This window comes from Rhizobium sp. CFBP 13726, from assembly GCF_014841925.1.
Classification (GTDB): Bacteria; Pseudomonadota; Alphaproteobacteria; order Rhizobiales; family Rhizobiaceae; genus Neorhizobium; species Neorhizobium soli.
This window is the reverse complement of record NZ_JACYUU010000002.1, coordinates 1,262,000-1,274,691: the sequence shown is the minus strand read 5'-3', so window position 1 is coordinate 1,274,691 and position 12,692 is coordinate 1,262,000. Positions and strand designations below refer to the sequence as shown.

The window sequence follows — 12,692 nt, the reverse complement described above, 5'->3', positions numbered from 1 at the left end:
GAACGGATTTCTTATGGCACTGAGTTTCATCAAACGCGTCTTCACCTTCGGCGACGTCCCCCCCGAACAGCAGGTCGAAGATCGCGCTCCGGCACCGATCACAGAAGCGGAAGCCGTCCGGGCGGAGCTGGAACCAAAGACGCGCGCGGAAGACCTGCCTGTCGCCGCCATCGATCCGGTGGCTGCGATCGAGATGGAGACTGCCGGCGGACCGGCGTCGGATGCGCCTGCCGATATGGCTGGCGTCGAAGAGCCCCTTTCTGAGCCCGCCGCAGAGGACGACATTGCCATTCTCCCGGGTGTCGAGGAAACCTCCGAACTAGGCATCGTGCCGCTGTCGCTGCTCGAAGCCGAAGCGGCGGCAGATGTTGATTCCGCCCCGCTGCCGGCGCCCGTTCTTCCCAAGGGCTTTTCCACTGCCAGTGCGGCACCGGAAACCGTCACCATCGTACCGCCGGCCAAACTCACCTGGTTCCAGCGTCTGCGCGAAGGTCTGTCAAGGACCTCGTCGCAGCTCACCGGCCAGATCGCGGCGCTGTTTACCAAGCGCAAGCTGGACGACCAGACGCTCGAGGATCTCGAGGACCTGTTGATCCAGGCCGATCTCGGCGTCGAGACTGCAATGCGGATCACCGGCACGCTGTCTTCCGAGCGCTACGGCAAGGACGTGACCGGCGAGGATGTGTCGCGCATCATGTCGGCTGAGATCACCAAGGTGCTGACGCCGGTTGCCAAGCCGTTGCAGCTCGATCTCAGCCACAAGCCGCATGTCATTCTCGTGGTCGGCGTCAATGGCACCGGCAAGACGACGACGATCGGCAAGCTTGCGGCGAAACTTTCGGGCTCGGGGCTGAAGGTGATGCTGGCCGCCGGCGATACGTTCCGTGCCGCTGCCATCGAACAGCTGAAGATCTGGGCCGACCGGACGGGATCGCAGTTCATCGGCACCAAGCTCGGCGCCGATGCGGCAGGCCTTGCCTATGACGCTTTCGAGCAGGCGCGTGCCAACAAGTCGGACGTGCTGATCATCGACACCGCAGGCCGGTTACAGAACAAGACCGAGTTGATGGCGGAACTCGAAAAGATCGTGCGGGTGCTGAACAAGCTCGATCCGGACGCTCCGCATACGGTGCTGCAGACGCTCGATGCGACGACCGGCCAGAACGCGATGAACCAGGTCGAGATCTTCCGCAATATCGCCGGCGTCAGCGGTCTGATCATGACCAAGCTCGACGGCACCGCGCGCGGCGGTATCCTTGTCGCGATCGCCGCCAAGCACAAGCTGCCGGTCTATTTCGTCGGCGTCGGCGAAGGGGTCGACGATCTCGAGCCTTTCGAGGCCAAGGATTTCGCCGAAGCGATTGCCGGGCTAGCGCCCGCGCCGCATTGATGACACACAGAAACGATTTTGCTCCAGGCAACCGCTGGCTTTGAAGTTGGACCCCATGCAGACGATTGAAAGCGACACCAAGCCGACCAAGGAAGAAAAGCAGCATCCGGGCCTGAAAATGGCGCTGGAGCTCGGGCCGCTCCTGGTGTTCTTCTTCGGCAACCTGCGCGGCGAATGGCTGGTGCAGAAATTCCCGGCACTTTCGGCCGTCGGCGGCCCGCTTCTGGTGGCAACCGCGCTGTTCATGGTCGCCACGGTGATCTCGCTGGTGATCTCCAAGATCGTCTTCAAGCATCTGCCGGTCATGCCCTTCGTGTCGGGCGTGGTCGTCATGGTGTTCGGGTCGCTGTCGATCTGGCTGCAGGACGAAACCTTCATCAAGATGAAGCCGACCATCGTCAACACGCTGTTCGGCGTGGTGCTGCTCGGCGGGCTTTTCTTCGGCAAGTCGCTGCTCGGCTATGTCTTCAATGCCGCCTTCAGCCTGAATGAAGAGGGCTGGAGAAAGCTCACCCTGCGCTGGGGGATCTTCTTCCTGTTTCTCGCCGTCCTCAACGAAGTGGTCTGGCGCAATTTCTCCGACGAGGCCTGGGTCAACTTCAAGGTCTGGGGCACGATGCCGATCACCATCCTGTTCACCCTTTCGCAGATGCCGCTGATCATGCGCCACTCCGTCGAAGAGCCGAAATCAGGTTCCGAGGCGTGACTGCCCTGGTGCTTCCGCCAAGCGGTTCATCCGGACGGCGCTGGCTTGTCGCAGCGCTGGCGCTGTTTGTGGCGCAGATCACCATTCTCTATGCGATGGGCCGCGTTCCGATCTGCGAATGCGGCTATATCAAACTGTTCGAGCCTGATGTGAATTCGTCAGGCAATTCCCAGCATCTGGGGGACTGGTATGTGCCGTCCCACATCATCCACGGCTTTCTGTTCTACGGGCTCGGCTGGCTGATCCTGCGCCGGGCGTCGGTGCCGGCCCGGCTCTCGCTTGCCGTCCTCCTCGAGGCCGCGTGGGAGATCGCCGAAAATTCGCCCGTCATCATCGACCGCTACCGGACCGCGACGATGGCGCTGGGGTATTCGGGCGACAGCATCATCAACTCGGCGATGGATACGGTGTTCATGGCGCTCGGCTTCCTATTTGCCGCACGTGCACCCGTCTGGGTGACAGTGTGCATCGCCCTGTTCTTCGAACTCTTCACCGGCTGGCTAATCCGCGACAACCTCGTCCTCAACGTGCTGATGCTGGTCTGGCCTGTGGAGGCCATCAAGGTCTGGCAAAACGCGGTTTGAGGCGTTGAACAAGGTTTAGCGCGAGCAAGCGCTGATTTAGCCTTTTCCCGCTGCCGCTTTTTCGATTGCCGGTAGCAGATCCTGGGTGACGCTGCGGGTGTCGAAGGGGCCGACCTTCTTGTAGAGGATCGTGCCGTCGGGGCCGACGAGATAGCTTTCCGGAATGCCGTAGACGCCCCAGTCGATCGCGGACTTGCCGTTCGGATCGATGCCGATCGCCTTGTAGGGGTTTCCGAGCTCGCCGAGGAAGCGAAGCGCGTTGTCGTTGCGGTCCTTGTAGTTGATGCCGACGATGGTGAGCCGGCTGTCTTCAGCCAGTTGCTTCAGGATCGGATGTTCCTGCCGGCAGGGGACGCACCAGGAGGCGAAAACATTGACCAGCGTCAGCTTGCCTGAAATGGCCGAGGAGGTCAGCGCCGCGGTCTGCGAGCCCTCGAGAGGCGGTAGCGCAAGCGACGGCGCTTTCTTGCCGATCAGGGCTGACGGAATGGCGGAGATGTCGCGTCCGTTGACATCCTGGTCGTATAGCATCTTGCCGGCGATTGCGGCAAAGCCTGCAAAGGCAAGGAGCGGGATGAGCGCGAAGGCGTAACGGGCGAGACCGCGGCGCTTCGGCTGGGTATCCTGCGAGGACGAGGGTTCGGCGCTCATGCCTTGCCGCCTTCCGGCGCCGTTGCCGTTGCCGTTGCCGAGCGGCGGCGGATGCCGGCGGCCTCGAGCTGCGCAAGTTCCCGGCGGCGGGCGCGGCCATCGAGCCAGACCCAGGCGATCAGACAGAGCGAGATGAGGCCGGCAATTCCATAGGACATGGCGATATAGAATGTGTGGCTCATGTCAGGCGCTCTTCTCAACCGTCTGGCCGGCCATTCTTGCCGCCATCCGGCGCTGCGCCGACACGCGGCGACGCCAGATCTCGTTGCGCATGGCGGCGATATGCAGGGTGAAGAACAGCATGGTGAAGGCTAGTGCCATCACAAGCAACGGCCGCAGGAAAGACCCGTCGATGCTCGATCCGCCCATGCGAATGACGCTTGCCGGCTGATGCAGCGTGTTCCACCAGTCAACCGAGAACTTGATGATCGGAATATTGACGAAGCCGACCAGAATGAGGATGGCGCAAAGGCGGGCGGCCTTGCCCGGATCATCCATGGCGCGGTTGAGCGCGATCAGGCCGAGATACATCAGGAACAGCACGAAGACGGAGGTGAGCCGCGCGTCCCAGACCCACCAGGTTCCCCACATCGGCTTGCCCCAGAGCGAGCCGGTGGCAAGAGCGATCAGCGTAAAAGCGGCGCCGAGCGGGGCGGCGGTCTTGTGGGCAACGTCCGCCAGCGGATGGCGCCAGACGAGCGTGCCGATCGCCGAAAGCGCCATCACCGTGTAGCACATCATCGACAGCCATGCCGCGGGCACGTGCACATACATGATGCGAACCGTCAGCCCCTGCTGATAGTCGCCTTCGCCGGCAAAGCTCAGATAGAGGCCTGCTGCAAATAGAATCGCGGTCACCGCCGACAGCCAGGGCAGGACGCGCGACGCCAGGCCGAGAAACCGGGTCGGGTTGGCGAGATCGCTGAATTTGGTGATGGCAAGGCTTTCGGACATCAGGGCTTTTCTACTTCAAGACGAGAAGAGGTTCCATCTAATCAATCGTCGGCGTTTCGCAAAGCGAGCGCTGCGCCAAGGGGCCCAAGCACTGCAAAAAACATCGTGATTGCCACCAGTATCAGAAAAGGCGGCAGGAATGGAGCAGGATCCTCCACCGCCGCATAGGAAGCGCTGACCCCGAAGATCAGCACCGGCACGGCAAGCGGCAGGACGAGGATCGAGACAAGCAGCCCGCCGCGCGGCAGGGTGACCGCCACAGCTGCGCCGACGGCACCGATGAAGGTGAGCGCCGGCGTGCCGACCAGAAGCGTCAGCATGGTGGCGCCGATCGCCACTTCGTCCATGTTCATGAAAAGGCCAAGCAGCGGCGAGGCGATGACCAGCGGCAGGCCGTTGCCGATCCAGTGGGCGAGGCATTTGACGAGCACGGTCAGAACCAGCGGATGTTCCTGCATTAGCATCACGTCCAGCGATCCATCCTCGCGGTCGGTCTGGAACATCCGGTCGAGGCCGAGCAGGGCGGAGAGAAGCGCTCCGATCCAGACGATCGCCGGACCGATTCGAGACAGCAGGTTGAGATCGGGACCAACACCGAAGGGAATGACGGCGACAACCGTGATGAAGAACAAGACGCCGATCAGCGCGCCACCGCCGGCACGCACGGAGAGCTTCAGATCGCGCAGAAGGAGAGCGGTCATCACCAGACCTCCTCCGCAAAGCTGGCAAAACCCGCCATCTGCAATTCCTGGGCGTTCTCCAGCCCGAGCGGTTGGTGGGTGGCGGCGATCAGGATGCCGCCGTTTCGGAGATGTGATTCGATCAGCCCGGTGAACACGCGTTCCGCACTCACGTCGAGTGCCGCGGTCGGTTCATCGAGGATCCAGACCGGCCGATAGGAGACGAGAAGCTTGGCAAATGCCATGCGGCGCTGCTGGCCGGCGGAAAGATATCCGAACGGCAGGTGGGTGATGTCGGAAAGCCCGACCGCATCGGCCGCTTCATCGACCGAGAGACGGTCGCCGTGCGGCGAGTGGCCGAAAAACTGCTGCCAGAATGTCAGGTTCTCATGCACGGAAAGCTCGGCTTTCATGGCGTTGCGGTGACCGAGGTAGTGACAGGCTTCGGCGACCCGCATGCCCTTTTCGGCCGTGTCCTCCTGCCAGGTGACGGTGCCGCTTTCGGGGCGCAGGAGGCCTGCGACGACGCGCAGCAGCGTGGATTTTCCTGATCCGTTTTTCCCCGTCAGAACAAGGCTTTCGCCGCCAGACAGTGCGAAGGAGACGCCCCGGAAGATCAGATCTTCGCCGCGCCGGGCGCTCAGATTTTCGGCAATCAGCCGCATATGGTCTATGCCTTTTCGGGCCGGATTAAGCCTTCGATCACATCGCTGCCAAAAAATGTTTGGCGACCTGCGTCAAAGTGTCTGGAACGCTTCTTAGAAATTATCTATAAGCATCGCAACACGCCAGCGGCCGGCGTGATTTTCATCTAGCGCCGAACTTGAGGATCTTCAAAAGTCCTTTCGTGCGGACAGCGGAAATGGTCGTACCCGCATCCTGATGTGCATGAAGTGCATAGGCGTCCGCACGCGCGTGTTGGCTCTTACATCAGCGGGGTTTATCCGTGGCTAAATCTGTCGACAGTTTCAATTGTCGCTCCGTCCTTACCGTAGGCGGTAAGGACTATGTCTATTACAGCCTTCCGAAAGCCGAGCAGAATGGTCTGCCGGACGTTTCCAAGCTGCCCTTCTCGATGAAGGTTCTGCTTGAAAACCTGTTGCGCTTCGAAGACGGAAAGTCCGTTACCAAGGACCAGATCCTGTCGGTTGCCGAATGGCTCAACAACAAGGGTCTGGCCGAGGCTGAGATCGCTTATCGTCCAGCCCGCGTGCTGATGCAGGACTTCACCGGCGTTCCGGCAGTCGTCGATCTCGCAGCCATGCGCGACGGCATCAAGGCACTCGGCGGCGATCCTGAAAAGATCAACCCGCTGGTTCCGGTCGATCTCGTCATCGACCACTCGGTCATCGTCGACGAATTCGGCACGCCGACCGCTTTTGCCCGCAACGTCGAGCTCGAATACGAGCGCAACGGCGAGCGTTACCGCTTCCTCAAGTGGGGCCAGCAGGCGTTCAAGAATTTCCGCGTCGTTCCGCCCGGCACCGGCATCTGCCACCAGGTGAACTTCGAATATCTCGGCCAGACGGTCTGGACCAGTGAAGAGGACGGCGAAACCGTCGCTTATCCGGATACCTGCGTCGGCACCGATTCGCACACGACCATGATCAACGGTCTTGGCGTTCTCGGCTGGGGCGTCGGCGGTATCGAAGCGGAAGCCTCGATGCTCGGCCAGCCTGTCTCCATGCTTCTGCCTGAAGTCATCGGCTTCAAGCTGACCGGCAAGCTCAAGGAAGGCGTTACGGCGACCGACCTCGTGCTGACAGTCGTGCAGATGCTGCGCAAGAAGGGCGTGGTTTCCAAATTCGTCGAATTCTTCGGCCCAGGCATGGATAACATGCCGGTCGCAGACCGCGCGACGATCGGCAACATGGGTCCGGAATACGGCGCAACCTGCGGCTTCTTCCCGGTCGATGCCGAAACCGTCAGCTACCTCCACATGTCCGGTCGCACCAAGGAGCGCATTGCGCTCGTTGAAGCCTATTCGAAGGCTCAGGGCATGTGGCGCGACACCGACGGTGCCGAGCTGGTCTTCACCGACACACTGGAACTCGACCTCAACGACGTCGTGCCTTCGATGGCCGGCCCGAAGCGTCCGGAAGGTCGCATCTCGCTCGAGAACATCGCCTCCGGTTTCGCCGGCTCGATGGACACCGACTACAAGAAGCCCGGCCAGCTTGAAAACCGCTACCCGGTCGAAGGCACGGATTACGATCTTGGCCATGGCGATGTGGCGATTGCCGCCATCACGTCCTGCACCAACACGTCCAACCCATCGGTGCTGATCGCTGCAGGCCTTCTCGCCCGCAACGCAGTCGCCAAGGGTCTGACGTCCAAGCCTTGGGTCAAGACCTCGCTTGCACCGGGATCCCAGGTTGTTGGCGAATATCTCGCCAAGTCCGGCCTGCAGGATTCGCTCGATGCGATCGGCTTCAACCTCGTCGGCTTCGGCTGCACGACCTGCATCGGCAATTCCGGTCCTCTGCCGGCGCCGATCTCCAAGACGATCAACGACAAGGGTCTGATTGCTGCCGGCGTTCTCTCCGGCAACCGCAATTTCGAAGGCCGTATCTCGCCTGACGTCCAGGCCAACTACCTGGCTTCGCCGCCGCTCGTCGTCGCTTATGCGCTGGCCGGCTCGGTGCGCAAGGACCTGACCACGGAACCGCTCGGCATCGGCAGCGATGGCCAGCCGGTCTTCCTCAAGGACGTCTGGCCGACCTCCAAGGAAGTCCAGGAGTTCATCCAGAAATACGTCACCCGCGAACTGTTCGAGAGCAAGTATGCGGACGTGTTCAAGGGCGACGAGAACTGGCAGGCAGTCCAGATCCCTGACGGCGACACCTATGCATGGGACGACAAGTCGACCTATGTGCAGAACCCGCCGTATTTCGTCGGCATGGGCAAGACGGGAACCGGTCTCAAGAACATCTACGGCGCACGCGTGCTTGGCCTGTTCGGCGACAAGATCACCACCGACCACATCTCGCCGGCCGGTTCGATCAAGGCTGCTTCGCCAGCTGGTGCTTACCTTTCGGAGAACGGCGTCGCCGTTGCCGACTTCAACCAGTACGGCACGCGTCGCGGCAATCACGAAGTCATGATGCGCGGCACGTTCGCCAACATCCGCATCCGCAACCACATGCTCGGCCCGAACGGCAAGGAAGGTGGCTACACCATCCACTATCCGTCCAAGGAAGAGATGTCGATTTACGATGCGGCCATGAAGTACAAGGACGAGGGCACGCCGCTGGTCATCTTCGCCGGCGTCGAATACGGCAACGGCTCCTCGCGTGACTGGGCTGCAAAGGGCACCAACCTGCTCGGCGTCAAGGCAGTCATCGCCCAGTCGTTCGAGCGTATCCACCGCTCCAACCTGGTCGGCATGGGCGTCGTCCCGTTCGTCTTCGAAGAGGGCGTGACCTGGGCTTCGCTCGACCTCAAGGGTGACGAGACGGTCGAGATCGTCGGTCTCGAAGGCGATATCAAGCCGCGCGAGTGGAAGATCGCAAAGATCACCTATGGCGACGGTTCGGTGAAGGAAATCAACATCCTCTGCCGCATCGATACGCTGGACGAGGTGATCTACATGAACAACGGCGGCATTCTGCAGACCGTTCTTCGCGATCTTGTCGCTTAATAAAAATCCTCCACCCGCCGGTCAGACCGGCGGGTGGACATTCTTTGACGGCGATCGGCTCACCCGCCTGGATGTGCTTTTCGCAAGACTTCGTCAGCCCAAACTCCTGGGCTGGAGAACCGGTTTTCCGACCTTGCATGTGCCGGGTCGCTCAATTCCCCTGACCAGCACGGGGATGCGGTGGTGAGCATTTCGCCTTGGCCACCGACGTTAAGGTCTTCATTCCTTGTCCCTCATCATTTTTATCGGCATGGCCGTTACGGTTTTCCTGACGTCGCTTCTGTCTGGGATTTTCGGCATGGCGGGCGGGCTGATCCTCTTGTGGGTCCTGCTGTTTCTCTATCCGGTCGGCACCGCCATCGCGATCCAGGGCGTCATCCAGATGGTCTCCAACGGATCCCGCGCCTGGTTCTCCCGTGCCTATATCGACTGGAAGATCCTCTCGATCCTGTGCTCTGGTGTGGCGGTTTCCGCCCTCATCCTGTTTCTGACGAGCTATATGCCAAGCCTGATCGTGGTTCTGATCGGTGTCGGCCTGATGCCTGTTCTCGTCTGGTTGCCGGTCAACAGGCTGCAGCTCGATGCGTCCCGTCCCTCGCATGCGTTTCTGGCTGGACTGCTGTCCGGCGGCATGACGATCAGCGTCGGCGTGGCAGGTCCGACGGTCGATATCTTCTTCATTCGCACAGAGATGGACCGGCGCAAGGTCATCGCCACCAAGGCGTCGATCCAGACGATCTCGCATCTGGCAAAGATCGCCTTCTACTGGGATGCCGCTTCGAACCTTCCGACCGTCGACATGGTGGCGGTGCTGATCGCCGCGCCGATCGCCATCCTGGGCGCTCGGGCGGGCAATGGTATCCTGCAAAAGATGACGGACGCCAATTTTCGGAGCTGGACCCGATGGGTGGTGACCGGCGTCGGCGCGGTCTACCTGACCCAGGGATTGCTGAGCTTTTTCTAACAGGCGGAACGGGCCGGACACGCGATCGCAGAGAGCGATCACATGTCGGATCCTCACCCGTTCGTGACTTCCTCTTGAACCGGTGCCGCGGTTACTTATCCGGCGTCCCACCGTTATGGCCTTGATTGCCCCTCGCAATCGTGGATAACAAACAACCTATCAAAGGGTTTGCCATTCATGCTGCTTCGTTTTCGCTCCATGGTCCTCGTTGCCGGTCTGCTGATAGCAGGCTCGGCTTCGGCAGGGGAATCGAAGGCCCCGAAGGGCGTCGTGGAACTGTTCACCTCGCAGGGCTGTGCCTCCTGTCCGCCTGCCGACACCACGTTCAGCCAGCTTGTGGCCCAAGGCGACGTCGTGGCGCTGTCCTATCACGTCGACTACTGGAACTATCTCGGCTGGACCGATACGCTTGCCTCCAAAGAGAATACCGAGCGTCAGTACGGCTATGCCAAGACGATGGGCCGCAGCGGCGTGTACACGCCGCAGGCCATCATCAACGGTCGCGACCATGTCAAAGGTACGGACCTGGTCGGCATCAACTCCAAGGTCGATGGTATGCGCAGCAAGGGAGAGGGGCTGGTTGTTCCCGTCTCGGCTGCCATGCACGGAGACGAGATCGAGATCGAGATCGGCGCCGGCAATGCACAGATACCGGCCGAGGCCGAAGTCGTCGTCGCCTACTTCACGAAGAAGCAGCAGGTCGAGGTGACGAAGGGCGAAAACAGCGGCAAGAACATGGATTACTGGCATAGCGTCTACGACGTGCAGTCCGTTGGCATGTGGAACGGCCAGACCATGTCGCTGAAGCTGCCAGGCAAGCTGATGGGCAAGTCCAAGAAGGACGGTTGCGCAATCCTGCTTCAGGCATCGGGCCCGAATGGCGAGCCGGCCGAGATCATCGGCGCAACAATCCTGATGGCCGGGCGCAAGAAGCTGGACGACTGACAGGGCATACCAACACCGCTCACCAGCAAGCTGGTCGCGGAGCGCCGCGCGCTCATTCTTTTCGACGGGAAGTTTGTTGGCGGCCCGGTCCAAATCCACTGGGGGGCTGGGGGTAAGGGTCAGCGAACCGAACCGGGCCAAATGGCGCTAAAGAACGCGCCAAACCAACATCTGCAATCTCGCTTGCAATTCGGGCGCTGTTTTGACCGAAATACGGCTTTCTCAGAAAACATCGCGGCAGCCGGTAACCTGGTATGGCAGCGTTGCAATTTCTAAAATGTCGGGGCACACTGTCACTGCTTTGACATCTATGATTGGGAGTCTTGATGACCGATCAGCCTGAATTTCCGAGGGGCCACCGGCCTCACGATGCTGCCGTCGTCGTCAATCTCAGCGAATACCGACAGAGCCTCGATCCTGCGCCCGTGACATTTCACCGTCGAGAGCTCGACTCCATCCTGTGGATCTATGGTCGGATGGTGGGCGAGGGCGAGTGGAAGGATTACGCGATCGACCACCTGAAGGACAAGGCCGTCTTTTCGATCTTCAAGCGATCGGGCGAGCTGCCGCTGTTCAGGATCGAGAAGAACCCCAAGCTTGCCAACAAGCAGGGTGCCTATTCCGTCATCAACACGAACGGCGTGATCCTGAAGCGTGGTCACGAGCTGCCACAGGTGTTGAAAGTGTTCGACAAGGCGCTGAAGCTCATCGACTGAACTGGTTCACTCGGTGAACAGCGAACCGGGATAGACCGTCGGGTCAGGCGGTGTATTCCTAGCCTCGCCGAGTGCAATCTGCATCAGGACCGTGTCCAGCCACTGACCGTGCTTGAAGCCGGTGCCTTTCAGCGTACCGGTCATTTCGAAGCCTAGGCTCTTGTGGACCGCGACGGATGCGGGGCTTGCGCCACCGATCACGGCCACCATCTGGCGAAAGCCGAGCGCTGTGCAGCGGCTGAGCAGTTCCTGCAGCAGTGCCTTCCCGGCACCCTTTCCACGCGCCCCCGGAGAGAGATAGATCGAATCCTCTACCAGCCAGCGATAGGCCGGCCGCGTGCGGAAGGCGGATGCATAGGCATAGCCGATGAGGACGCCGGCGTCGTCGATGGCGGCGATGTAAGGATAGCCCTTCTCGCGGATGGCGTGGAAGCGCGCGGTCATCTCTTTCAGATCAGGCGGGGTGATCTCGTAGCTTGCGGTGCCGTTCAGCACACTGTCCCGGTAGATGGCCGTGATGGCGGGCAGGTCGTCGGTTGTGACGTCGCGAAGGTGCTGGGGCATGGCAGGACTTGGGGCTTGAGGTGAGGCAGCAAGCCTATGACGCAGCCTCCCGGCGGGCAACAAAAAAGGCGACCTTGCGGCCGCCTTCTTGTTTGTCGTCTGGTCTGTCTTCCACTTCGTGGATCAGTTGTTACGGTTGCCCATGAACTGAAGCAGGAAGGTGAACAGGTTGATGAAGTCGAGGTAGAGCGTCAGGGCGCCCATGATCGCCTTGCGGCCCATGACCGTCGCATCATCCGCGTCGTAGTACATTTCCTTGATCTTCTGCGTGTCGTAGGCGGTAAGGCCTGCGAAGATCAGCACGCCAATCGCGGAGATCGCGAAGCCGAGTGCCGAAGACGCCAGGAAGATGTTGACGATCGAGGCGATGATCAGGCCGAACAGGCCCATGATCAGGAACGAGCCCATTGCCGACAGGCTTCTCTTCGTCGTGTAGCCGTAGAGCGACAGAGCGCCGAACGAAGCTGCGGTCACGAAGAACGTCTGCACGATGCTCTGGCCGGTAAAGACCAGGAATATCGACGACAGCGAAAGACCCATCAGGGCAGCGTAGCCCCAGAAGGTTGCCTGGGCGGCGCTTACGCTCATCTTGTTGATCCTGAAGCTCAGGAAGAACACGACGGCGAGCGGCGACAGCATCACGACCCAGCGCAGCGGGCTTGCAAACAGCAGCTGGCCGAAGGGGGTCAGCTGGCCATCGGCGACGGCCATCTGCCAGGTCGCGAATGCCGCGATGCCGGTGATTGCCAGGCCGAGTGCCATCAGGTTGTAGACCTTGAGCATATAGGCGCGCAGGCCTTCATCGATCATCGCACCGGACTGCGCACCCGTCTGGGCGGCTCGGTTTTGATAGTTGTTGAAGTCAGCCATAGTATCCTCTTCAAGCTCCGGAATTTGT

General features: G+C 60.9%; 14 protein-coding genes. 7 read left to right on the top strand and 7 right to left on the bottom strand.

Annotation, left to right across the window (positions count from 1 at the left end; translation table 11 throughout):
• The first annotated feature begins 13 nt into the window (after nucleotides 1-13).
• Genes ftsY through IFT66_RS13320 form a run of 3 tightly spaced genes read left to right on the top strand, consistent with a single transcriptional unit; the run spans nucleotide 14 to nucleotide 2,680 of the window.
• The gene (gene ftsY / locus IFT66_RS13330; protein WP_192077860.1) at nucleotides 14-1,390 is read left to right on the top strand and encodes a signal recognition particle-docking protein FtsY; all 1,377 of its coding nucleotides are present in this window, start codon (nucleotides 14-16) and stop codon (nucleotides 1,388-1,390) included.
• 55 nt (nucleotides 1,391-1,445) lie between these two features.
• The gene (locus IFT66_RS13325; RefSeq protein ID WP_192077859.1) at nucleotides 1,446-2,096 is read left to right on the top strand and encodes a septation protein A; all 651 of its coding nucleotides are present in this window, start codon (nucleotides 1,446-1,448) and stop codon (nucleotides 2,094-2,096) included.
• Nucleotides 2,097-2,104: 8 nt separating this feature from the next.
• A complete protein-coding gene (locus IFT66_RS13320; protein ID WP_446737903.1) occupies nucleotides 2,105-2,680 on the top strand; it encodes a DUF2585 domain-containing protein in 576 nt (191 codons plus the stop codon).
• A 36-nt stretch (nucleotides 2,681-2,716) separates the two neighbouring features.
• Here the strand turns inward: IFT66_RS13320 and IFT66_RS13315 are convergent, their stop codons facing one another.
• From IFT66_RS13315 to ccmA, 5 genes are read right to left on the bottom strand one after another with little or no spacing between them, the layout of a single operon-like run.
• The gene (locus IFT66_RS13315; RefSeq protein WP_192077857.1) at nucleotides 2,717-3,331 is read right to left on the bottom strand and encodes a DsbE family thiol:disulfide interchange protein; all 615 of its coding nucleotides are present in this window, start codon (nucleotides 3,329-3,331) and stop codon (nucleotides 2,717-2,719) included.
• Nucleotides 3,328-3,513 carry a heme exporter protein CcmD gene (gene ccmD / locus IFT66_RS13310; protein ID WP_192077856.1) on the bottom strand — a complete coding sequence of 62 codons (186 nt, stop codon included), beginning with the start codon at nucleotides 3,511-3,513 and terminating at the stop codon, nucleotides 3,328-3,330. Before ccmD ends, IFT66_RS13315 begins: the two co-directional genes overlap by 4 nt.
• A gap of 1 nt (nucleotide 3,514) precedes the next feature.
• Complete coding sequence (locus IFT66_RS13305) at nucleotides 3,515-4,285, bottom strand: heme ABC transporter permease (protein WP_446737891.1); 771 nt, start codon at nucleotides 4,283-4,285, stop codon at nucleotides 3,515-3,517.
• 41 nt (nucleotides 4,286-4,326) lie between these two features.
• Nucleotides 4,327-4,986, bottom strand: a complete 660-nt coding sequence (gene ccmB, locus IFT66_RS13300) for a heme exporter protein CcmB (RefSeq protein ID WP_192077855.1) — start codon at nucleotides 4,984-4,986, stop codon at nucleotides 4,327-4,329.
• Nucleotides 4,986-5,630: a heme ABC exporter ATP-binding protein CcmA gene (gene ccmA, locus IFT66_RS13295; RefSeq protein WP_192077854.1), complete on the bottom strand. Its 645-nt coding sequence runs from the start codon at nucleotides 5,628-5,630 to the stop codon at nucleotides 4,986-4,988. The genes ccmB and ccmA overlap by 1 nt, the downstream gene beginning before the upstream one ends.
• A 281-nt stretch (nucleotides 5,631-5,911) precedes the next feature.
• On the opposite strand from ccmA, the gene acnA reads away from it, so the two are divergent.
• The 4 genes from acnA (at nucleotide 5,912) to IFT66_RS13275 (ending at nucleotide 11,230) form a co-directional block, all read left to right on the top strand.
• A complete protein-coding gene (acnA, locus tag IFT66_RS13290) occupies nucleotides 5,912-8,605 on the top strand; it encodes an aconitate hydratase AcnA (protein WP_192077853.1) in 2,694 nt (897 codons plus the stop codon).
• Nucleotides 8,606-8,831: 226 nt separating this feature from the next.
• Nucleotides 8,832-9,569 (top strand): sulfite exporter TauE/SafE family protein, encoded by a 738-nt coding sequence (locus tag IFT66_RS13285; protein ID WP_062462359.1) that lies wholly within the window; start codon nucleotides 8,832-8,834, stop codon nucleotides 9,567-9,569.
• Nucleotides 9,570-9,746: 177 nt separating this feature from the next.
• The gene (locus tag IFT66_RS13280; RefSeq protein ID WP_062462362.1) at nucleotides 9,747-10,514 is read left to right on the top strand and encodes a DUF1223 domain-containing protein; all 768 of its coding nucleotides are present in this window, start codon (nucleotides 9,747-9,749) and stop codon (nucleotides 10,512-10,514) included.
• A gap of 326 nt (nucleotides 10,515-10,840) precedes the next feature.
• Nucleotides 10,841-11,230, top strand: a complete 390-nt coding sequence (locus IFT66_RS13275) for a DUF2794 domain-containing protein (protein WP_062462366.1) — start codon at nucleotides 10,841-10,843, stop codon at nucleotides 11,228-11,230.
• 6 nt (nucleotides 11,231-11,236) lie between these two features.
• Here the strand turns inward: IFT66_RS13275 and IFT66_RS13270 are convergent, their stop codons facing one another.
• Together IFT66_RS13270 and IFT66_RS13265 are read right to left on the bottom strand one after the other, a co-directional pair.
• On the bottom strand, nucleotides 11,237-11,794 hold the full coding sequence (locus tag IFT66_RS13270) for a GNAT family N-acetyltransferase (protein ID WP_192077852.1): 558 nt from the start codon (nucleotides 11,792-11,794) through the stop codon (nucleotides 11,237-11,239).
• Nucleotides 11,795-11,917: 123 nt separating this feature from the next.
• Entirely contained in the window at nucleotides 11,918-12,664 is a 747-nt protein-coding gene (locus tag IFT66_RS13265; RefSeq protein WP_062581634.1) for a Bax inhibitor-1/YccA family protein, read from the bottom strand.
• Between the last annotated feature and the right edge of the window lie 28 nt (nucleotides 12,665-12,692).